General features: G+C 56.0%; 17 protein-coding genes and 3 pseudogenes. 8 read left to right on the top strand and 12 right to left on the bottom strand.

Annotated features, from left to right (window positions below; genetic code table 11):
* Positions 1-262: 262 nt before the first annotated feature.
* Both V0R60_RS10275 and V0R60_RS10270 read left to right on the top strand, forming a co-directional pair.
* On the top strand, positions 263-1,405 hold the full coding sequence (locus V0R60_RS10275; RefSeq protein WP_330079608.1) for an HNH endonuclease: 1,143 nt from the start codon (positions 263-265) through the stop codon (positions 1,403-1,405).
* Between the two features lie 150 nt (positions 1,406-1,555).
* The gene (locus V0R60_RS10270; RefSeq protein ID WP_330079729.1) at positions 1,556-1,894 is read left to right on the top strand and encodes a hypothetical protein; all 339 of its coding nucleotides are present in this window, start codon (positions 1,556-1,558) and stop codon (positions 1,892-1,894) included.
* A 157-nt stretch (positions 1,895-2,051) separates the two neighbouring features.
* Here the strand turns inward: V0R60_RS10270 and V0R60_RS10265 are convergent, their stop codons facing one another.
* Complete coding sequence (locus tag V0R60_RS10265) at positions 2,052-2,942, bottom strand: LysR substrate-binding domain-containing protein (RefSeq protein WP_330079607.1); 891 nt, start codon at positions 2,940-2,942, stop codon at positions 2,052-2,054.
* Positions 2,943-3,067: 125 nt separating this feature from the next.
* Between V0R60_RS10265 and speB the strand changes: the two genes are divergently transcribed.
* The 5 genes and pseudogenes from speB to V0R60_RS10240 all read left to right on the top strand — a co-directional run.
* Complete coding sequence (gene speB / locus V0R60_RS10260) at positions 3,068-4,027, top strand: agmatinase (RefSeq protein ID WP_330079606.1); 960 nt, start codon at positions 3,068-3,070, stop codon at positions 4,025-4,027.
* Between the two features lie 106 nt (positions 4,028-4,133).
* A complete protein-coding gene (locus tag V0R60_RS10255; RefSeq protein WP_330079605.1) occupies positions 4,134-5,477 on the top strand; it encodes an aldehyde dehydrogenase family protein in 1,344 nt (447 codons plus the stop codon).
* A 153-nt stretch (positions 5,478-5,630) separates the two neighbouring features.
* Complete coding sequence (locus V0R60_RS10250) at positions 5,631-6,728, top strand: polyamine ABC transporter substrate-binding protein (protein ID WP_330079604.1); 1,098 nt, start codon at positions 5,631-5,633, stop codon at positions 6,726-6,728.
* Between the two features lie 374 nt (positions 6,729-7,102).
* Positions 7,103-7,459 carry a DNA methyltransferase gene (locus V0R60_RS10245; protein WP_330079603.1) on the top strand — a complete coding sequence of 119 codons (357 nt, stop codon included), beginning with the start codon at positions 7,103-7,105 and terminating at the stop codon, positions 7,457-7,459.
* Positions 7,371-7,748: pseudogene (locus tag V0R60_RS10240) on the top strand (transposase); the annotation flags it as partial. The gene V0R60_RS10245 and the pseudogene V0R60_RS10240, both read left to right, overlap by 89 nt.
* 250 nt (positions 7,749-7,998) lie before the next feature.
* Here the strand turns inward: V0R60_RS10240 and V0R60_RS10235 are convergent.
* From V0R60_RS10235 to V0R60_RS10190, 11 genes and pseudogenes are all read right to left on the bottom strand, one after another.
* On the bottom strand, positions 7,999-8,568 hold the full coding sequence (locus V0R60_RS10235; RefSeq protein ID WP_330079602.1) for a DUF2076 domain-containing protein: 570 nt from the start codon (positions 8,566-8,568) through the stop codon (positions 7,999-8,001).
* Between the two features lie 295 nt (positions 8,569-8,863).
* Positions 8,864-9,433 (bottom strand): annotated as a pseudogene (locus V0R60_RS26965) (methyl-accepting chemotaxis protein); the annotation flags it as partial.
* 552 nt (positions 9,434-9,985) lie between these two features.
* Positions 9,986-10,501, bottom strand: a pseudogene (locus tag V0R60_RS26960) (MCP four helix bundle domain-containing protein); the annotation flags it as partial.
* 246 nt (positions 10,502-10,747) lie between these two features.
* Positions 10,748-12,016 (bottom strand): malic enzyme-like NAD(P)-binding protein, encoded by a 1,269-nt coding sequence (locus tag V0R60_RS10225; RefSeq protein WP_330079600.1) that lies wholly within the window; start codon positions 12,014-12,016, stop codon positions 10,748-10,750.
* Positions 12,017-12,150: 134 nt separating this feature from the next.
* The gene (locus V0R60_RS10220) at positions 12,151-12,480 is read right to left on the bottom strand and encodes a hypothetical protein (RefSeq protein WP_330079599.1); all 330 of its coding nucleotides are present in this window, start codon (positions 12,478-12,480) and stop codon (positions 12,151-12,153) included.
* Between the two features lie 28 nt (positions 12,481-12,508).
* On the bottom strand, positions 12,509-13,870 hold the full coding sequence (locus tag V0R60_RS10215; RefSeq protein WP_330079598.1) for a dihydroorotase: 1,362 nt from the start codon (positions 13,868-13,870) through the stop codon (positions 12,509-12,511).
* Positions 13,867-15,123, bottom strand: coding sequence for a Zn-dependent hydrolase (locus V0R60_RS10210; protein WP_330079597.1), 1,257 nt, complete (start codon positions 15,121-15,123; stop codon positions 13,867-13,869). The genes V0R60_RS10215 and V0R60_RS10210 overlap by 4 nt, the downstream gene beginning before the upstream one ends.
* On the bottom strand, positions 15,120-16,055 hold the full coding sequence (locus tag V0R60_RS10205) for a dihydroorotate dehydrogenase (protein WP_330079596.1): 936 nt from the start codon (positions 16,053-16,055) through the stop codon (positions 15,120-15,122). The genes V0R60_RS10210 and V0R60_RS10205 overlap by 4 nt, the downstream gene beginning before the upstream one ends.
* Positions 16,055-16,885 carry a dihydroorotate dehydrogenase electron transfer subunit gene (locus tag V0R60_RS10200; protein WP_330079595.1) on the bottom strand — a complete coding sequence of 277 codons (831 nt, stop codon included), beginning with the start codon at positions 16,883-16,885 and terminating at the stop codon, positions 16,055-16,057. Before V0R60_RS10200 ends, V0R60_RS10205 begins: the two co-directional genes overlap by 1 nt.
* A 182-nt stretch (positions 16,886-17,067) precedes the next feature.
* Positions 17,068-18,309, bottom strand: a complete 1,242-nt coding sequence (locus tag V0R60_RS10195; protein ID WP_330079594.1) for an MFS transporter — start codon at positions 18,307-18,309, stop codon at positions 17,068-17,070.
* Between the two features lie 160 nt (positions 18,310-18,469).
* On the bottom strand, positions 18,470-19,324 hold the full coding sequence (locus tag V0R60_RS10190) for a hypothetical protein (protein ID WP_330079593.1): 855 nt from the start codon (positions 19,322-19,324) through the stop codon (positions 18,470-18,472).
* A 304-nt stretch (positions 19,325-19,628) separates the two neighbouring features.
* Here V0R60_RS10190 and V0R60_RS10185 point away from each other — a divergent pair, with 304 nt between their 5' ends.
* Positions 19,629-20,504: a helix-turn-helix domain-containing protein gene (locus tag V0R60_RS10185; RefSeq protein WP_330079592.1), complete on the top strand. Its 876-nt coding sequence runs from the start codon at positions 19,629-19,631 to the stop codon at positions 20,502-20,504.
* Positions 20,505-20,630 lie beyond the last annotated feature (126 nt).

The raw sequence follows: 20,630 nt of genomic DNA, 5'->3' as shown, positions 1-20,630 counted from the left end.
CACTCCAATCTTGAAAGTGAGCTGAGTGAGGACCCAAGACCTCTTTGGGGCTGTGCCTAGGTGCACGCTAGCCGCAATAGGCCCCTCCCTCAAAGTCACGGCCTCGCTCTTGTTGGCCCATGAGTACTTCCAGCGAACGAGCCGTCTGCTTCGAGGCACCGCCGGCGCCACCGCTAGACGCCAACCTGCTTTCATCTGGTTAGCGTTGGCAGTTCTGGAATGCTAGCATTCGCCATCATGTATAAAAAACCAGGTGTTACGCATGGAAGACACATCTGCCAAAGCCCCAGAACCTGATAACAACGCCGCAGCTGATGACGTTACGACAAGCCCTGGCAAGGGGCGCAATGGTGACCTTAAGACAGGCGACGAGCGCTTGTTGTGGGGACGGGCCGCTGGTAGATGCCAGCGCTGCAACGATGATTTGAGTCGTGACCCCTTGGCCTGGAGAGCTTACAACCTCGCCGAGAACGCCCACATCGTGGCCTCTTCAGTTGGTGGTGTTCGAGGGACCGGTGAGGAGTCTGCTGCCCTTGCAGATCAGATCGAAAACCACCTTTTACTGTGCCGAAAATGCCACAAAATCATTGATGACAAGCACAGGGGGGAGAAGCTATTCCCCACTGACCTTCTGAGAAAGTTGAAACTCGATCAAGAGGCTCTGGTACGACGCCTCATGGACCTGGCCAAGAAGCCCCAGAGCGTAGCGGTGTACATCAGTGCTGCTGTTGGGGATACGCGACTGCAGCCAATCGTGATCAATGACATCAACATGGCCATTGTGAACGCTGGGCTGGTACCAGCATTGAGTCACCCTATCCACATCAACCTGCTGAGCCTCCTTGAGGTCGAAACGCTAGATAGCGATCCCGAGTTTTGGATCAGAGCGAACAAGCTGGTACGGCGTGAGCTTGAAGCCAAGGTACTTGAAAGCTCGCACAAGCGATTGAGTGAGGTCGAGCACTTCAGTCTCTTCGGCATGGCACCAATCCCTGTGCTTGCACTGTTGGGAAGCCTCATTCCCGATACGCGGAAAGCTATGGTTTTCGAGCCCATCTGGCGGGAAATCAATCCTGGGAGAGAAGCCCTTCGCGAAACGATTGATATCGAGGTCCGTCAGTATGACCGCGACGCAGCTACGTGGTCTTGGCCCAAGGAACGTAGCCAGCCCTGGCCCTTGCTCGGCTATCGTCACTTGGCCGGCCCCCAAGAGCAAGTCGGTGGAGATATCGCTGTGCTCTGCGAAATGTCCTTCCCTACCCATCCTGAACTGGTAACTGCAGCCCTCCCGGATGCTCCGCTATACATGCTCAATTCGAGCACCGTATCGCCCAACATCATCCAAGCACTGGACACTGCCGAAGCCTGCAGAATGGCTAGGCCCCCACCCGCTTCAGGGCTTTGATTTCATCTCGAATTTTAGCCAGAAGCGCGTCCACATTGTCCGCCCCAAAAATTTAGGCCTAACGCTTATCCGCAACGGAGCGGTAGTGATAGGGCTCTCGCTTGCCGGAGGAATCGTCGGACAGGTTGTGTATAAAGCGAGTCCACCCAGCTGCAGGCAAACGTAGACACCACTGGAGGACCAGCCACGCGGATCAGCGTCATTGCCTTTAGCATCGGCGTGCTGATGATCCTGGTTGGCATTTACCTCAATCTGCAAGACCGTAAGCAGTTGGCCCGACAACGCGTACTGATCCTCGAACAGAAAGGGCTATTCAAAATAGATACCCCTCTGGACACCGCGGTAAAAAATACCGTCGGGGGTAACGTCGACACTATCCTCGTCGACACCCGACAAGGGAAAGTACCGACGGAGTCACTGGCTAAGCTGCTGCAAGCGTTGCAGACGGCACAGCACTTGGTGACATTGAAGTCGAGCGCGCGAGTTTGAAAATCTGGCGGCTGCTTTTGGGCTATGTCTGCCTGTCGCGAAGGGCTGCAACCCTATATAGATAGTCGTTATGGCTATCCGACGACCTGAAACGACCAAGGCGACACCTCCTGACGCAGGATGGCGAATTAGCTGTTCCGAGCACGATCACGCTGATTCAACGGGATGACGCTTGCTCAACTAGCCAGTCGATCAGCAGTACGATCTCGGGGACCCCGCGACTTTCTTCGTTACAGATACAGAAATAATCCATCCCTGCGGGCACTTTCAGTGAGAAGGGCTGCACCAGTCGTCCTTCCTCCAAATCCCGCGATGAGTTGATTTCGTCACTCAGAGCAACCCCGTATCCATCCCGTGCAGCCTGTAGCGCGATGCCGAAATCTTCGAAATGGACATCCGCATCACCAGGGTAAGGCAAGCGAGCCTCGAATAACCAGCGCCGCCATTGTGTTCCATCATCCTCATGCAAGAGTCGGTGATACATCAAATCCGCCGGTTGTTTCAATGCATGTTGGCCTCGCAACAATTGCGGGCAACAGACCGGGAACATGTGCAAGGTTTGCAAGGGGCGCCACCAAAACCCCTCCCAATTCGGGGCGTTGTAGAGCACTGCGATGTCAGCTCTACGCCAGTCCACTTCGCTGGGATCGTCCGCGCTAATAATCCGCAGGTGAATATGGGGATGTTCAGCACGAAAGGCGAAGAGCCTCGGCATTAGCCAGGACGCGCCAAAAATGGGTTCTGTCGAAACCGTAAGCACCTTGACCGAAGGCGCTTGAAAGTGCTCTTCCGAGATCTGGCGCACGCCTTCAGTGATCTCGTGCATACCGCGTGCAACCGAGCGTTGCAACGCCAACCCACTTTCGGTCAACACCAAATGACGCCCTTGTCTGTAGAACAGGTCGATGCCCAGGGAGCTTTGCAGCAGTCTCAACTGCTGACTGACGGCACCGGGTGTTACGTGAAGCTCGGCGGCGGCAGCACCGACGTGTCCGAGTCGGGCAACACATTCAAACACTCGAAAAGCATGGAGGGGAGGCAGGGACATAGGACTCAACTGTTTAGTTTTTTTGTCTTCAGTTAAGGCAATTTATATAGATGGATTATCCGGTAGGCAATCTTAACAATCGGGGGGGTGGTCAAGCTCAAACAATAATTTAGAGAGTTCATCCCATGACAGTGGTAACCAGCGACCTTAACGATCTGGCAATGACCCGCACGAGTCTTTACGGCACGGAGGCTGAAGCAACCTTTAGCGGTATTACGAGTTTTATGCGCCGGCGCTATAGCCGTGACCTGCGTGGAGTGGATCTGGTGATCAGCGGAGTCCCCTTCGACACCGCGACCAGCAACCGGCCTGGTAGTCGCTTCGGTCCCAGGTCGATTCGTGAAGCCTCGGTGCAATCTGCCTGGGTGCGCCATTGGCCTTGGGACTTTGACCCATTCGATGTGTTGGCGTGCATCGACTATGGTGATTGCTCCTTCGACTATGGCTCACCTCAGGAAACGCCCGCGAAGATTAAAGCCCATGCCGATCACATTTTGGCGGCCGGAGCTGCGATGTTGACGCTGGGGGGCGATCACTTCATCAGTTACCCCTTACTGCAAGCCCATGCCGCTAAACATGGTCCCTTGTCCATGATCCATTTCGACGCTCACCATGACACTGAGTCCGATGGTGAGGACCAGCGTATAGATCACGGTTCCATGTTTTATCACGCAGTACGGGAAGGGCTGGTTGATCCATCCAGGTCGATCCAGATCGGCCAGCGTATGACCAACGATGAATCGATGGGATTTCAGGTGGTGGACGCACGGCAAGCCAACACCACAAGCTCGCAAATTATTGCTCGCACGATTCGTGAGCGTGTCGGTGACCACCCTGTGTACCTGACATTCGATATTGATTGTCTGGACCCAGCGTTTGCACCCGGCACCGGCACGCCGGTATGCGGTGGGCTTTCTTCCTTCCATGCCCTCGAGATTTTGCGCGGGCTGCGCGGAATTAATGTGATTGGCATGGACGTGGTCGAGGTTGCACCGGCCTACGACCATGCAGAGATCACATCGCTGGCGGCTGCTGCGCTGGCGATGGAAATGATCTGCCTGTATGCGGCGCGACATAAGCTCTGAACGGATTGCCATTGACCACGGGAGTGATCGACCACCGTGGCACCACCGCACTGGCGACAGCTGTGTTGGGTGAACGCATCACTCTCTTATTGATGGATGAATTCGAATGAGAAACTACACCCGCCTGCTAGATCCGCGCACCGGCGACGAATGCGGCCGAGTGCTTATCGACGACGAGGCTGCAGTAAACAGTGCAGTTAAAGCTGCCCACAAAGCGTTTGCCGGTTGGAGCAAGAGTACGCCTCAAATGCGACATGACTGTTTGCTTGCATTGGCAAATGAGATCAGTAACCACGCTGAAGAAATCGCCGATGCTGAGGTGTGCAACACCGGCAAAACCCAAGAGCAGGTGCTCAGCGCAGAAATTCCTGCGGCCATCAATGAACTGCGCTTCATGGCCGGTGCGGCGCGCGCGCTGTTGAGCCCTGGTGCGGGTGAGTATGTGCCGGGGTACCTGTCCTATGCGTTGCTTGAACCACTAGGTGTCTGCGCACTCATCGCACCTTGGGATTACCCCTTTGCAACGGCCGTATCCAGACTTGCACCGGCCTTGGCGATGGGCAATACCGTGGTGCTGAAACCCGCAGAAACCACTCCATCGAGCGCGGAGATTCTGGTGGAATTGTGCGCCAAGGTGTTGCCCAGAGGGGTGGTCAACATCGTTTACGGGAACCATGAGACCGACCGTGCGCTGGTACGCCATCCACGTCCAGCGTTGGTCTGTGTCGCAGGCAGCAGTATGGCGGCCAAGCAGATAGCGATGGATGCAGCCGCGACACTCAAACGCCTGCATTTGGAACTGGGTGGAATAACCCCGGCCATCGTCTTTGCGGATGCGGATCTGCAACTCGCCGCCGACGGTATTACCGGCGCGGCTTTCTACAACGCGGGGCAGCATTGCACCGCGGCATGCCGTGTCTTGGTCGCCGAGCAGTGTTACGAGCGTTTTATTGAGCTGTTGGTTGAGCGCGCGAATGCCTATGAGCCAGATCCTCTCAATGGCCCGGCGCAATTGGCGCGCGTCGCCGGATTTATCCAGAACCTGCCGGCGCATGCCCGTGTCCGTGCTGGCGGGAAGATCCGTGAAGGCAGCGGTTTTTTCTATGAGCCGACGGTCGTCATTGATGTGCAGCACGATGATGAAGTGGTGCAGGAGGAGGTCTTCGGTCCCGTCATTACCGTGCAAGCGTTCAATACGGAACAGCACGCCATCCAGCTTGCCAATGCCGTGCCCTTTGGTCTTGCCGCGTCGGTCTGGACCCGCGACCACAGTCGCGCGTTACGGCTGCCAAAGCTCATTGATACGGGCACGGTGTGGATCAATTGCCACAGCGTCGTGGCGACGCAAATGTCCTTTGGCGGCGAAAAAGCATCGGGCTACGGCAATGTTTTATCGGTACTGGCGCTGGACTCATACAGCCGCATAAAACACGTGATGAGCCACGCCTAATGGTCCTGCTCCCCGATTCAAACAGGTCAGCCACTCAATAGGCGGAACCGTGTGTTGCTCATTCGCGAACACTCAAAGAGGGTCGCGTTTTTGCCAAGCGTTGTTGCTTTCTGTCCATCGCATGTTTTGTCGCAATCAAACTAGGAGTACCAAATGAAAAAAATCTCCAAAAGTCTGTTGTGTGCAGCGTTATGGGCCACGGGTTGCGCGGGCGTGCAGGCCGATCCAAGGGAGCTGCATATTTACAACTGGTCCGATTACATCGGTCCCCATACCCTGGAAGACTTCACCAAGGAGACGGGGATCAAGGTTGTTTACGATCTCTATGACAGCAGCGAAGTACTGGAGGCCAAGTTACTGGCAGGTAAGTCGGGTTATGACACCGTAGTGCCGGCCAACGCGTTTCTGGCCAAACAAATCCGGGCCGGCATCTACCAGCGGCTGGATAAATCCAAGCTGCCTAACTGGAAGAACCTCGATCCGGAAGTCTTGAGGATTCTTGAGACCAGCGACCCGGGCAATCAGTACGCCATCCCTTACCTGTGGGGCACGGTTGGTATCGGCTACAACGTCGATAAAGTCAAAGCGGTACTGAGTAGCGATGTACCGGTGGATTCCTGGGATCTGATATTCAAACCAGAAAATCTGGCCAAGCTGAAAAGCTGTGGCGTGAGTGTGCTCGACTCACCCACCGAGATGCTGCCGGCAGCCTTGCTTTACCTCGGATACAACCCCAATAGCCAGGTCCCCCAAGAGCTGCAAGCAGCAGTGGACTTGTTCAACAAAGTGCGACCTTCGATTACCTACTTCCACTCATCGAAATATATCGGCGACCTCGCCAACGGCAATATTTGCGTGGCTGTCGGTTACTCCGGTGATATTTACCAAGCCAGAGCCCGCGCGGTGGAGGCGAAAAATGGTGTAAAGGTGCTGTACAGCATCCCCAAAGAAGGCGCGGGTGCATTCATCGACACAGTCGCCATACCGAAAGATGCCGCCAATACCGAAGGCTCGCTTCAGTTCATCAACTTTCTGATGAAGCCTGAGGTGATCGCGGGAATCAGCAATGAGGTGGGCTACCCGAACGGCAACGCTGCATCGACTGAACTGGTGGTTGAATCGATGCGCAGCGATCCGAGCGTTTATCCGTCGTCAGAGGTGATGAAAAAACTTTATGCCTTCCCCGATCTTCCCGCCAAAGTCCAACGCAACATGACGCGGGCGTGGACCACCATTAAAACCGGAAAGTAATCGCTGTAACTCGATATCGGCGGCGTAATAAAGCGACCGCCGGACACTGCCTTGCCAGTCTGAACGCAAACCCATCGCGTCAAACCTCGCCTTTCCAAAATAGCACTGCCATTGCCACTCGAGCCATCGTCCGGCGTTGCAGTGTGGCCCTGGACCTACGCGCCCGCGTGGCGCAAGTGAGAGAACGATGAAGTTTGCAGCCCTTGAAGACGCCCGGGCCTTTCTGGCCAACAACCCCGATATCAACATGATCGAGCTATCGGCTCCGCCCGGGAAGTTTTGGCGGAATCACCAATGGCGCCATCCCAAAAAACACACTGCAGATCGGCCACTCCTGTGCCCGCGGCCGGGAACACAGAAGGGTCTTAACCGGCATGGGCCTGACTCAACATGGTGCCGGCTGGCCCTTTGCAGTGCCTGATTTCTTCATCAAGTTCCTGACAGAGCCCGGCGACTTGGTCGCTGACATCTTTTCTGGCCGGGGCATGGCCGGCCGGGCAGTTGAGGAGAATCAGCGTCGATGGATCTGCATTGAGAGCGCTTTGCAATACGTGCGTGGAGCCGCAGAACTCTTCCGCTCATTCCAAGGCTATTGCATCAATCCTGCCTTGGAGGAAGCATTCAAGTCATCCCACACCTCATACCCAGGTCGACAAACTGCTGCACGGAGAGGAAAACATGGTGGGTGCCTACGCGGGTTACACCGGCGTCGAGAAGCGCCCGGAACATGAAGGCCGGGAGGTGATCTGGCAGATCGCGGCCCGCCGCAGTACGCACAAGAAGCTGAGTAAGCGCAGCGCACTGTACAAAGCCAAGCGCAAGATCGAGAAGGCCAAGGCCCAGCTGCGCGCCAAGGTCGAGCACCCGTTCCGGGTGATCAAGCGCCAGTTCGGTTATGTGAAGACACGCTTCCGTGGCCTGGCGAAGAATACGGCGCAGCTGGTGACATTGTTTGCCCTGTCGAACCTGTGGATGGCGCGCCGACATTTGCTGACGAATGCAGGAGAGGTGCACCTGTAATGTGGGAAATGGCCGCAACGAGGTGCACGCGGCGGCTAAAAACACAGGAATGAGCGGGTGATCTGATCGTTTTTGATCAGTTTGCCGCGTTCAAAATCGGCGGAGGCTGAAGTCGACCGGAAATGCAGGGCTACTTCAGACCATCCCTAATAGGCGTTCCCTGCTTCAATTTGACGAACATTGGAAACGTTTGGACGAGTAAAAAACATGCCGATCATTAAGACCGGCATGTTTAGCTCATTTTGCGAAATCAAACAAACTCGTCGTCCTCCCCGTCACCGAAGAAGCCCTCGTCAGCATAGTAGTCATCTGCTGCGGGTTCGTCCTGCGCCACTGGTGGCTCTTCTGCAGGTGCTTGGCTAGAAAGTTGATCAACTCCATCGTCTTGGAACATACCCATCAACATGTTACCAAGCACCATCCCTCCAGCAACACCGGCGGCCGTTTGCAAGGCGCCCGAAAGGAAGCCGCCACCTTGCGCCGACGCACCGCGTTGGACGAACTCTAGTTGCTGTCCTGCACCTGGTTGTTGTCCGAAACGCCCGCTGGCAAGTGAACTTTGTGCACCGGTATTGCCAGCCAGGGAACTGGCCGACCGGCTCTCAACTGATTGAGGTTGGCTACGACTGCCAACCAGGCCTGCCAAGAAGCCGCCACTGTTCTGATGTGAGGCGTTCTGGGCACGCTTGAGAGCTTCAATCTCCGCTGCCTGCTCTTTGATGCGAACGTCCAGCTGCTCGATAGCATTTTCCTGCACGATGGCGGCCTGCGCCATGAAATATGGCGCAGCGGACTGACGAGCAACGTGCTCTCTGATCAATTCGTCGGCCTAGGGTTCACGCGGTGCAGGTTGCCCCTCAACAGCATGCAAGCGGGCAAAAAGTCCAATAATCAGGTTCTTCTCTTCAGGTTGCATAGTGTCTAAGTGGGTCATCCGGCATGATCATCTTGTGCACGTTCCGTTTCATCGATGTTCCTGTTGTAGTCGCTCTGTGCTCATCGGAGCGTAGCGCAATCTCGTACACCGCCCATGCAACAACCCGCGCCTACAGGGCGAAATAGATCAATGGCGATCAGTTGCCGCCCCAAGGGCGGCCAGGAACATCGATTACGATTCACGACTGCTCAGCTCGGGGCTCAAGCTCAAAACGCCTCACTATCTCGTTTAAACTTCCTGCCAAGCGTGTCAATTCATCGCTCGCTTGGCTATTCCGGGCAGCTTCGGAGGTCGATCTGAGTGAGAGATCCCTGACCTTCACAACGCTTCGGTCCACCTCTCGGGCAACATGAGCTTGCTCACCTGCCGCGCTCGCAATAACCAGATTCAGTTGCTCAATCTTGCTCACCGCTTCGCTGATCTCGTGGAATGCGTCGCTGGCGGTCTTTGCAACCTGCAGCGTTTCCTCCGCCCGAATGGTGCTGGTGCGCATGGCGTCTAACGCATGCTGGGTGCCATTCTGTACACCTGCGATCAACGCTTCGATTTCCTGTGTTGAGGCTTGGGTGCGATGGGCTAGTGCGCGCACCTCGTCGGCGACAACAGCAAAACCTCGCCCCGCCTCGCCCGCGCGAGCGGCCTCAATGGCAGCGTTGAGTGCAAGTAAGTTGGTCTGTTCCGCAAGTCCCCGGATGACATCGACTACCTTACCTATCTCGTGAGAACGACCGGCGAGTGCCTCAATGATTCTCCCGCTCTCTTGAACACCGTTATTCATGCTGTCAACGACTTCCACAGTACGTCGGACGGACTCCATACCCGTTCCAGACGAGACAGAAGCCAATTGAGAAACTTGCGCTGTAGACTCCGCGTTGCGCGCAACCTCTTCTGCTGCGCAGCTCATTTCCGTAATCGCAGTAGCGACCTGGTCGATTTCGCCGCTCTGCACCTGCAGCGCATGGGTGCTTTCTCCGGTTGAGCGGTTCAACTCCTGTGCTGCGCTGGCCAGCTGATGTGCGTAGTTCAATATCTGGAGCAGGGTATTTCGCAACTGCGCTTGCATCGACACCACAGCGGCAATGACGCTTTCATCATTCTCTGATGTTCGTCTGGCGACCTCTCGCAAATCACCACGCGAAATCGCCCTGGCGATCTCCGCAACCTCCCTGGGCTCCCCACCTATTTCTCTCATTATGCTACGGGTGTTAAGTAATGCGATGAGGCCCGCCACTGAACCGCCGATCAGCGCAATCAGTACGGCGAGCATCCTTGCGTATTCGGCATCGTGTTGCTGCTGTTCAGATCGCTGCACAGCCCGCTTACGAGCGGCGTTCCTGATGTCCTGTAACTTCCCAAACACGAGATTGGCATTTTGGCGGGCCGCTGTTCGGACCCGCTCGTTGTCGCGAGAGCTGTCCTTGGCCACAATCCCTTCAGTCTGAGTTAGCATCCCTTCGTGAAACTTTTCATAACCGCTGATGAGCTCTCGAATGTCTGGGTCATCTGGACGGTGGCTGACAAAGGTTTCCAACTGCTGTTCGATCTTCTGGAAAGAGAACTCATTCTCGAGCTTCCATTGCTTTACGAGTTTTTCATCATTGAACGCGACCATCCTCAGCATGTTGATGTTGATTCGGGTTAGTAGGCCGTCGACCTCCCCCACGACATCAACTACTTGCAAATCCTCAACATAGAGCCGCTCGAACTGGTCGTTTGAAATATCCAATTGCCGCAACAGAAACGCTCCAACCAACACGAGCGCTAAAAGTAAGCTAAAGGCTGAAATAAGCATACGAACCTTAACGCTCGATTTCATTATCGACTCCCTATTGTTCTCTTTAAGTCGTGCAGCTGAAATTCTGTGGGCAATTACCAGGCCCTTTCAAAGTCGAAAGACTTCCTCGATCAATTCAAAACTAATAACAACGGTTCGACTACGCCAGGAACTCAAGGCTGAAGAATTGGAATGTAAGCGATGGGATATCTGAAAGCGTCGCCGAGGTAGCACGACGCTTTTTCCATCTGCTCGGACACCCACTCAGTTTGATTCAACCGAGCTCGCTTATTTTCCGTCAAATACTTGATCGACGGACGAGAGGGGGTAGTGACTTGGGTATGGCAGTGTTGCGACACCGGACTCGATCGCGGCGCTCGCCACGGCATCGGAAACCACGGTGATCAAGCGAGCGTCCAGCGGCTTCGGAATGATGTACTCACGGCCGAACTCCAGCGCCTGAACGCCGTAGGCGTCGCACACTTCCTTCGGCACCGGCAGCTTGGCAAGGTCCTTCAGGGCGATGGCGGCAGCGATCTTCATCTCTTCGTTGATGAGCTTGGCGCGAACGTCCAGGGCACCCCGAAAGATGAACGGAAAACCCAGTACGTTGTTGACCTGATTCGGGTAGTCGGAACGGCCAGTGGCCATGATCACGTCGCTGCGGGTTTCGTGGGCCAGCTCCGGCTTGATTTCCGGATCAGGGTTCGAGCAGGCGAAAACGATCGGGTTGGCCGCCATCGACTTCAGGCCTTCAGGGCTCAGCAGGTTTGGGCCGGACAGGCCAACGAACACGTCGGCACCGTCCAGGGCGTCGGCCAGTGTGCGCTTGTCGGTGGCGTGGGCGAACTGCGCCTTGTACTGGTTCAGGTCGTCACGGCCGGCGTGGATCACACCGGTACGATCGATCATGAGGATATTATCAGCGGCCGCTCCCATGCTGATGATCAGCTTCATGCAGGAGATGGCTGCAGCGCCCGCGCCCAAGCAGACGATCTTCGCGTCTTCCAGCTTCTTGCCGGCGATCTCCAGGGCGTTGATCATACCGGCGGCGGTCACGATAGCGGTGCCATGCTGGTCGTCGTGGAACACCGGAATGTCGCACTGCTCGATCAGGGTGCGCTCGATCTCGAAGCACTCAGGTGCCTTGATATCTTCCAGGTTGATGCCACCGAAGGTGATGGCGATGCGCTTGACGGTGTCGATGAAGGCTTGCGGGCTCTCGGAGTCGACTTCGATGTCGAACACGTCGATACCGGCGAAACGCTTGAACAGTACGCCTTTACCTTCCATGACTGGCTTGGAGGCCAGTGGGCCCAGGTCGCCCAGGCCGAGGATGGCGGTACCGTCGGAAATGACTGCCACCAGGTTACCCTTTCCGGTGTATTTGTAAGCCAGCTCAGCATCACGGGCGATCTCACGCACGGGTTCTGCAACACCGGGGCTGTAGGCCAAAGAGAGGTCACGGGCGGTGGCGGTAGGCTTCGAAAGCTCTACGCTGAGTTTCCCTGGACGTGGGTGGGCATGGTACTCGAGAGCGTCGTTTTTGATACTCATTGCGGCATCCTAGAAGGGTCCGGCCCCGAGCATTCGGTTGCGCGGACTTGTTTTATTTTTATCAGGCGTTGCCGCGCAAGGATGCTACGGGTGTGCGTGGCACCCGTGTCACCCTTACGCAGCGAACGAGGCGCTTAGAAGATTCGATCGCTTTTTGCGTAGTGTTCAACCAGGTCAATCAACGCTTGGTGAACAACGGTGTGGTCTTGGGTGGCCAACGCGATGTCCAGCTTGTTCATGTACTCCAGCAGTTGACGATGGTTTCGCCTGGCGAAGTCCGCATCCAGACCCTGGTCCTCATAAATGAGCACGTAGGTGCGGCAAAATCCGGCAATCAAGAAAGCTGCACAGGATTGGAACGGCTCATTTTTGATGATGTCTTCGCAATGGGTGTTGGCGTGCTTGAACGAGTCCGTGCCTGGGAGAGCGGCAGCGAATCGTTGCACCATTTCTGAAAAGTTCATGTTTATCTAAACCTCGTATTGCTGCGTACTAAGTACGATCAATGTGGGGAGTGAAAGAAAGCCGCTGACCGCGTACCGAACCATCTACCGCGTTCCCGTCCCACACACGTGCGCCATTCACAAAGGTCGCGATGATGCTCGAAGAAAATGCGGTTTGATCGAAAGGCGTCCAACCGCACTTAGAAAGCACCTCGTCGTTCGTCACATAGTGCGGACGCTGAGGGTCAACAAGAACCAGGTCAGCTGCGTAGCCTTCACGCAGGTAACCACGGCGGCTCACCCTGAACAGCTCAGCCGGCGCATGACTCACTACCTCAACCAGTCGTTCGAGAGTCAGCTCGCCTTGGAATACACGCTCCAGGGCGGTTTGGAGTGCATATTGAACGAGTGGAATGCCTGAGGGCGCTTGGCTGTAATTTCCTTGCTTCTCTTCAAGCAGATGCGGCGCGTGATCTGTGGCCAAAACGTCCAGGCGGCCTTCAGCCAGCGCCTTTACGATGGCGTCTCGGTCACGGGCAGACTTGATCGCTGGGTTGCACTTGATCAAGAAGCCCAACCGGTCGTAGTCGTGATCAGTGAAGTGCAGGAAATGCACGCAGGTCTCAGCGGTAATGCGCTTACCGGCAATGGGTCCTGGCTCAAACAGCTCCAGCTCTTCCGCAGTAGAGATGTGCAACACATGGAGCCGAGTACCGTGCTTGCGCGCCAACTCGATGGCCAGGCGAGTAGATTTGATGCACGCCTCGCGTGAACGAATCAGGGGATGCGCTCGGGCCGGAATCTCGTCGCCGAAGCGAGCTTTGGCTTTCTCCAGCTCCGCGTTGATCATCGGCGTATCTTCACAATGCGTGATGATCGGTACCGGCGAGACGCGGAAAATTTCGTTCAGCACTTCTGGATTGTCGACCAGCATGTTACCGGTCGAAGCCCCCATGAATACCTTCAGGCCTGGTGTACTAGCCGGATCAATCTCACGGATCGCTTCCAGGTTGTCGTTGCTCGCGCCCATATAGAAGGCGTAGTTGACGACGCTGGACTCGGCAGCAATTGCGTACTTCGCCTCCAGTGTCGTGCGGTCCAGCGCCGCTGGCTTGGTGTTCGGCATTTCCATGAAACTGGTGATTCCGCCTGCAGCGCATGCACGCGACTCGCTGGCGATATCAGCCTTGTGGGTCAGCCCTGGTTCCCGGAAATGAACTTGATCATCGATCATCCCAGGCAGCAGCCACAAACCCGTGGCATCGATCAGCTCTTCCCCAGGGAACTGATCAAGGGACTCACCGATACAATGGATCCGGCCATCTCGCACCCGGACATCTGCGACCCAGTTGCGTCCTTCGTTGACCAGGGTTGCGTTGCGGATCAGCCAAGAGTTCTGTTGCACAGTCATGGTGTCAGCTCCAAGGTTGAGAGATACAGCACTTCGGTGGCCGCAAGGAAATCATCGAGCACCATCGCCTCATGGGGGTTATGTGACCCATGCTGGTTGCGGATGAAGATCATTGCGCTGGGGATGCCCATGTTCGCGAAGACAGCTGCGTCATGGCCTGCACCGCTAGGTGTGAGAACGCCCTTCCAGCCTTGATTGCGCGCATGGCGAACAAACACATCTGTCCATGGGGCATGCATAGCAGCAGGCGCGGTATCGATTCGCTTATCGAACTCGAAACGGACTTGGCGTGACTGCTCGATCGCTTCGGCTTCAGCCAAGGCTGCTGCATGGAACGCTTCAAGCGTTTCGTGATGCAGGCTGCGCATTTCGAGACTGAAACTGACCTCGCCAGGAATACGCGAGACGGCATGGTGCGCAGCATTTGTGCCTAGGGTACCGACGGTAACCACTAGGTCCCGATCGGCCGCAAGGTATTCGCTCCACATCTCATCTATTCGAGCGACGAGTTCACTCACCGCAAATACCGCGTCATGACGGTCCTCCCGAGCGACAGCACCGGAGTGGCCGTCTTCACCCAGGCAGCGAATCTGGTTATGGCGGAAATTACCCCGGATCCCTGGAACGGCACCCAAGGCTTGCCCCATTCGCTCCAGCGACTCCGCTTGCTCGATGTGGATTTCAAGGTAGCCAGCAAACTGGGCGCGGTCGATCAGCCACTCCTGGCGGCGAATCGCGTCAACATCGGCACCTACCGCCCCCATGGCTTCGCCAAGGGGGCGCTTGCTGAACCGATTGGTCAGGAGCAGGTCTTGATCAGTCAAACCACCGAACAGCGCACGTGATCCGATGTAGGACTTGCCGTACCAGGCACTTTCCTCACCACGCAACCCGATGACACGGATTGGGTGAGTGGTTTCTGCCTTTTCTTGATCCATCCGGCAAAGGCAGAGAAGCCCAGCCACCACTCCTGCAAGCCCGTCGTAATTGCCGCCCTGGGGAACGGAGTCGAGATGCGAGCCATACCACAGGGCAGGTTGACCGTTATCGCTCTTGCGCTTGAAGATTACGTTCCCAGCGCGGTCCGAGGTCACATCGAGACCATTCGTTAAAGCGAAATCGGTCAGGTAGGCGATGGTGTCATTTTCACCCGGACCATAGCTTTCTCGGGTGATACCTTCTTCAGGATCGCGAGACAGTAGTGCAATGTCGTTGAACAGCTTTCCGGCCTGTTCACGCCATTGTGCGGTCATGGCAATGCTCCAAACGGTTCTGCGGCAGAGTCATCAAGAGCACCGATCAGAGAGCTGATCGAAGCGACACCTTTACGCTGGCAGAACGCTTCCAGCTCACCCACCATGATGTTCATGGCTTTAGGGTGAAGGAAGGTGGCGGTACCCACCTGTACAGCAGAGGCACCTGCATAGATGAACTCCAGGGCATCGTCAGCAGTGGAGATCCCACCGCACCCAATGACAGGAATTTCCAGGGCTTTCGCGCATTGGTAAGTCAGGCGAACCATCAGCGGCCGGATAGCAGCGCCCGAAATGCCACCCATGAAATTGCCCAGCCTCGCCCGACCACGTTCGATATCGATGGACAGTCCAAGCAACGTGTTCCCCACGACTACAGCGTCGGCGCCGGCGTCTTGCGCAGCCAGCGCAACCGGCACGACTTCACCGGCATTAGGGGTGAGCTTCACCCACAGCGGAAGGGAGGTGACCTGGCGCATCAATGCCACGACGCTGCGCGTACTCTCAGCTTGCATACCAAATGACTGGCCATGAGCTTCAAGGTTCGGGCAGGAAATGTTTGCCTCGATACCGGCGACACCGGGAACATCGCTCAAGCGAGCGGCGAGGTCGGCAAACCCCTGCGCGGTTGGGGCCGAGATACTCACGATCAATGGCGAGTCGAAACCCCTATAAAACGGCACAACTTTGTCGATGAACAGATCCGCCCCCTTACTGGGAATTCCGATCGCATTCATCATTCCATCTGCCAGCTCACATACGCGCGGCATCGGGTTGCCAGTGCGCTTTTCCGAGGTGATGGTCTTCGTCACCAACGCCCCCAGCTGGTTGAAATCCAGCAGGTGGGTGAGTTCTTCCGCAAACGTCCCGGACGCAGGCATCACAGGGTTTTTCAGGCGCAGCCCGCCGACTTGTACGCTGAGATCGATCATCACACCACCTCCGCCAGGTCAAAAACGGGACCTTCAAGACATACCCGCTTACCCACTTTGAGCCCGTCCACCTCGAACACCTCAACGCAGCACTGGCACATGCCCAGACCGCAAACCATTTGCTGCTCAAGCGCTACCTGGCCAACCAAGCCAAGCTCAGCGCTCAGTTTTTTCAGCAACCGAGTCAGCCGCTTGGATCCGCAAGTGAACAGTGCGTTTGTCTCTTCACGCGCGATGATTTGCCTCAGCAGTTGCTCAAGCTGCTCGGGCGAGCTGCTGCCATCTTCGTCCAGGACGACTTGCACGTCGGCACCCAGCGAAGCGAAGCGCTCACGCGAAAGAAGGCTCTTCTCGCTACGAGCACTCAGGACTGCTGTCAGTCGAATACCGAGTTGATGCGCAGCCTCTGCGAGCGGCGCAAGGGTGGCCAAGCCAACACCACGGGCCACGATGATCATGTGGTTCCAGGAAGACTCCAGATCGAAGCCTTTACCCAGCGGGCCCAGGATCTCCAGAGTTTGTGATTCGCGAAGCGTCTCCAGACCGTAGGTGCCTTTCCCGGTCACCTTGTACAAGAACTCGACCTGACCATTGGTTGGATCAGCTTTGTAGGTACTCATTGGACGACGGAAATAAGGTTTGTGCTCGCCTTCGCTTGGGCACAACAGGTTGAAGAACTGCCCCGGCTGCGACTGACATGCAGCACCGTCGGCTTGAAGCACGAGGCGCTTGTACTCCTCGTTGACCCATTCGTTGGAAATGACGACTGCCAACGTGTCGTTAGGAGGGGTGATGGCAGTAGCCTGGCAGCAACCGGAAATCACGTTCATTGGATGGCCTCGCATTTGTCTAATTTTTTATACAGCATGGTCAATAGAAATTGCCGCCTCATCAAGGAGGCGGCGAGTGGAGCGGTGTTTCAGTGTTTACGTGCGCTGAATGTACTGCAGCTCAAACATATTGTCTAATTTTTGATACGAATCACACGAAACAGCCTGATAGCCGGCTTCGATCACAAGGCCGGCTGTACCTTCTTCAGCTCTTCGCTCTGACAGGGAGGCAGCAGGAACACGGTAGCGGCCATGGCCACGACGTACAGCGACGCGAGTAACATGATGGCTGCCGAGAAGGAATAGTGGAGCGCTATGGCGCCCACAACCAAAGGCCCGAAGCCGCCCGCTGCCCTTCCGATGTTGAACAGTACGTTCTGGGCAGTGGCTCGGATCTGCGCAGGGTAGAGATCGGAGATCAGCGCACCGTAGCCACCAATCATGCCGTTTACGAAAATCCCCATGATCGCGCCGGCGAACAGCATTACGGTCGGGTTATCAAGGTTGGCGTACGCGATAACCATGAACGCAGCGCCGGCTTGGTAGAGCAGGAAGATTTTTTTGCGCCCGAAACGGTCTGCGAGTTGGCCGAACAACCAGATCCCGAACGCCATGCCCAGGACGGTGACTGCGGTCCAGGTACCAGATGCCATGAGTGAGAAGCCGAATTTCTTGGACAGGTAGCTAGGCATCCAGATCATCAATCCGTAGTACCCGAAATTTTGCACAGACGTCAGAACCATCACCCCGATGCTGGCCTTGCTGGTTTGCCGGTCCTTGAACAGATCAGTGAACCGCCGAGCAAATGGAACCGGATTCTCTGCAGCTTTCACGAACTCAGCTGGTTCGCTCATGGTGTGACGGACAATGAGCGAGACGACCGCTGGGAGCAGCCCAACCAGGAACATGCCTCGCCAGCCGATGTACGGCAGGAGCAACGGAGTGAGCAGTGCCGCGGCGAGAACGCCAGCCTGCCATCCCATCCCCACGTAGGAGGATGCCCGGTTGCGCCGGTGAGCGGGCCAGGTCTCGGCAATCAGGGCCATACCAATACCAAACTCCCCCCCGAGACCGAATCCGGCCAGGGTTCTGTAAATGAGCAAGTCCCAGTAGCCCTGGGCAAATGCGCACAGGCCAGTAAAGATCGAGAAGGTGAGGATGCACAGCGTAAGCATTCGGACCCGCCCGTAGCGGTCGCTCAGCTGGCCAAAAATGAGTCCACCTGCCACCGCTCCCAGTAATGTCCAGGTCACCAGCGAGCCCGCCTCTGACGAGGTCAGCGCAAGCCCAATGGTGATCGCAGGCAACATGAATCCGAGAATCAGTAGGTCGAAGCCGTCCATCGCATAACCCGTTACGCTCGCTATCAGAGCTTTCCTGGGCGACGCATCCTTTTTTTGAAGCTTGTCGGACGAAGCCATCATGCTTTACCTCTTGTTTTTGTATAGTTTTTTAGACGACGGGGCGGATGGTCTCGCTAAATCGTCGTCTGGCCGCACCTCATGGGCTGCCCACAGGGTACTGCTAGCTTGGAGATTTGTCTAAATATTTAGACTTGCGGTTCGTACCAAGGTCTGAGGAAGCTCAGAGGTGCCATTCCAGGTTGATCGACAGAGCATCGACATCGATGCCATCTCCTTTGCGATTACCGAATTTGTTACGCCAGTATTCATATCCTGGCCCAATCCAAAACACATTTTTACGCGCTCCGACGAGCTGCCCGGCATCGATCATCAACGACGTACGCATCAGTTGCTCATCAGCGGTGGGGTTGTTTCGGTAGTCATCCCCTTTCTCACCGTTGTAGCTGTAAAAGCCTTGGAATTTCATAGGCACGCTGCCGACCGCGAACGGAACACCCCAGGTCAGATTCAACTGATAGAAGGGATCGAAAAGCATCCTTGAGTGGTTGCCCGGCAGGTCGCAGGCATCGAGCCCGCAGTGGTTCCACTCCCTTGCGTAGTAGAGGCTGAGGTCCAGGAACCCGGCGGGAAGCGCGAACTTGAGGGTTGGGCCAATGACCACCATTCGCTTGCGAGACTGGAACGCATTGTTCTTGGTGTTCCAATCGAACCCGACAGTCAGAGCGACATCCTTCACAGGCCCAAATGCCAGAGGCTTATCGAAAATCCGACCGTGCTGAAGCTGGTTGCGATAAGTCAGGTAGATCTCGGTGGCTCCACTGTCACTGTCTTTGCGAGGATCATTGTGATCCGACTTGAAGATATCGAGGTTCGCGAACTGCTGCCCCAAGGCATAGCTGCTGACGTGAGTGAGTTGGACGATGTGTTTGCCGATATCTTCTCGCTTACCCGGGTCAGAAAAATGATCGCTGTAGCGGTACCCGATGAAGGTATCGCTATAGGAGGGAGGCTGGGCTGCCATCACAGCAGGGGTAAAAAAAAGCGCGAACAGGGGCGCACTGATACACGTCTTCATTGAGAAGCTCCAATCAGGGTTGGGGGTGAAACCAGAAGGTGAAACGCCTGGTCTAGCTGAAAGGCTCGATGGCCAACACCAGACCTGGGGATCGGGGTACTGTTCGGGATGGAGCGGACAGCAGCGTTCGGGTGCGCAGTTGCACGGAACGACGCAGGGTGGTTTGAGTAGACATTAGCCGACCTTTTTTTGTATTTTTTAGACGAACAACATTGCCTGTCTAAATATTGATACACTCGTGGCATGGCGGCGTCAAGCCGATCTTTTCGGGCGCGCATCCACCGAATAACGATAAGGATTCTCAGTGAACCAGATTGATTACCAAGCCATCGGCGAGCGCCTCAGGGCATTCCGAATCGGCCGTCAGCTGAATGCCGATCAGGTCGCCGAGAAACTCGGAATCTCCCGTGCCGCCGTCTACCGCCTTGAGCTTGGCAAGATTGTGAAGCTCGAAACCTTGGAGCGCCTGGCCGAGCTCTTGAAGGTATCTCTGACCAGCCTGCTCGGATCTGACACAGAGTACTTCGACAATGCCCTGGGTTACTTCGAGCGGATGAGGCAGTTGGAGGCCAGGTCGACCAGCATCATTTCCTACTTCGACCCTTTTTCCTACCTTTTGACGACCCCTGAGTACTCGGAGCTGTTCAAGACGATGCTTTTTGAGGCGAGGCCTCGCGGGTTCAGCGAAGCCCAAGAGGAGATGGAAGCTCAAATCCTCAACATTCTGGACGAGCGGAAATCCACATTCTTCCGCCAGAAATTTCAGGTCAAATCGATCGTCAGCCTGCGACAGATCGAACGGTACCTGCACATTGGACTGGTAGGCCGCCTGGACCTGCCGCCGAGCGTTCGAATGGAGCGTGCGCTGCTAGCACGAAGAGAGATCGAGAATCTGATCAGCATCGTGGATGCAAACAGCGACCATCCAAACATCTACCTGATCGACGAAGCCCTTCCCAGCGCTACGTTCCAGATCTTTGAGCAAAAAACCACAAGCTACGTAGCGGTCAGCCCCTATCGCCTGGGCGAGCTGCCAAATCTGCACGTGGGCATTGCCAGCGTGACCTCTTCAGCCCAAGCAGTGGAAATGTATAAAACGATGTCCGTAGGTTTGCTGAGTCGCGCGTACTCGGGGCACGAGGCAACCAGAAAGCTAAAACAACTGCTGGCTAAGCTTTAACGGACTTGATTGATCAGCACTATCCGCCATCACGGCTCGAATTCAGCCATGAAACCCGTACCAGATAGTGCAATTGCCTGGCACCCAAGAATCCAGAAGTGTTGATGACTATGTGGCGGCTTTCGT

Origin of the sequence: Pseudomonas auratipiscis, from assembly GCF_036324085.1 — a bacterium.
Classification (GTDB): Bacteria; Pseudomonadota; Gammaproteobacteria; order Pseudomonadales; family Pseudomonadaceae; genus Aquipseudomonas; species Aquipseudomonas auratipiscis.
The sequence above is the reverse complement of the archived record's forward strand: the minus strand, read 5'-3'. Positions and strand labels throughout refer to the sequence as shown.

Coding starts and splice junctions, on each gene's coding strand:
- V0R60_RS10275 (WP_330079608.1), top strand. CDS start 263: ATGGAAGACACATCTGCCAAAGCCCCAGAACCTGATAACAACGCCGCA.
- V0R60_RS10225 (WP_330079600.1), bottom strand. CDS start 12,016: ATGAGTATCAAAAACGACGCTCTCGAGTACCATGCCCACCCACGTCCA.
- V0R60_RS10220 (WP_330079599.1), bottom strand. CDS start 12,480: ATGAACTTTTCAGAAATGGTGCAACGATTCGCTGCCGCTCTCCCAGGC.
- V0R60_RS10245 (WP_330079603.1), top strand. CDS start 7,103: ATGGGCCTGACTCAACATGGTGCCGGCTGGCCCTTTGCAGTGCCTGAT.
- V0R60_RS10200 (WP_330079595.1), bottom strand. CDS start 16,885: ATGAACGTGATTTCCGGTTGCTGCCAGGCTACTGCCATCACCCCTCCT.
- V0R60_RS10210 (WP_330079597.1), bottom strand. CDS start 15,123: ATGACCGCACAATGGCGTGAACAGGCCGGAAAGCTGTTCAACGACATT.
- speB (WP_330079606.1), top strand. CDS start 3,068: ATGACAGTGGTAACCAGCGACCTTAACGATCTGGCAATGACCCGCACG.
- V0R60_RS10250 (WP_330079604.1), top strand. CDS start 5,631: ATGAAAAAAATCTCCAAAAGTCTGTTGTGTGCAGCGTTATGGGCCACG.
- V0R60_RS10190 (WP_330079593.1), bottom strand. CDS start 19,324: ATGAAGACGTGTATCAGTGCGCCCCTGTTCGCGCTTTTTTTTACCCCT.
- V0R60_RS10215 (WP_330079598.1), bottom strand. CDS start 13,870: ATGACTGTGCAACAGAACTCTTGGCTGATCCGCAACGCAACCCTGGTC.
- V0R60_RS10205 (WP_330079596.1), bottom strand. CDS start 16,055: ATGATCGATCTCAGCGTACAAGTCGGCGGGCTGCGCCTGAAAAACCCT.
- V0R60_RS10265 (WP_330079607.1), bottom strand. CDS start 2,942: ATGTCCCTGCCTCCCCTCCATGCTTTTCGAGTGTTTGAATGTGTTGCC.
- V0R60_RS10195 (WP_330079594.1), bottom strand. CDS start 18,309: ATGATGGCTTCGTCCGACAAGCTTCAAAAAAAGGATGCGTCGCCCAGG.
- V0R60_RS10255 (WP_330079605.1), top strand. CDS start 4,134: ATGAGAAACTACACCCGCCTGCTAGATCCGCGCACCGGCGACGAATGC.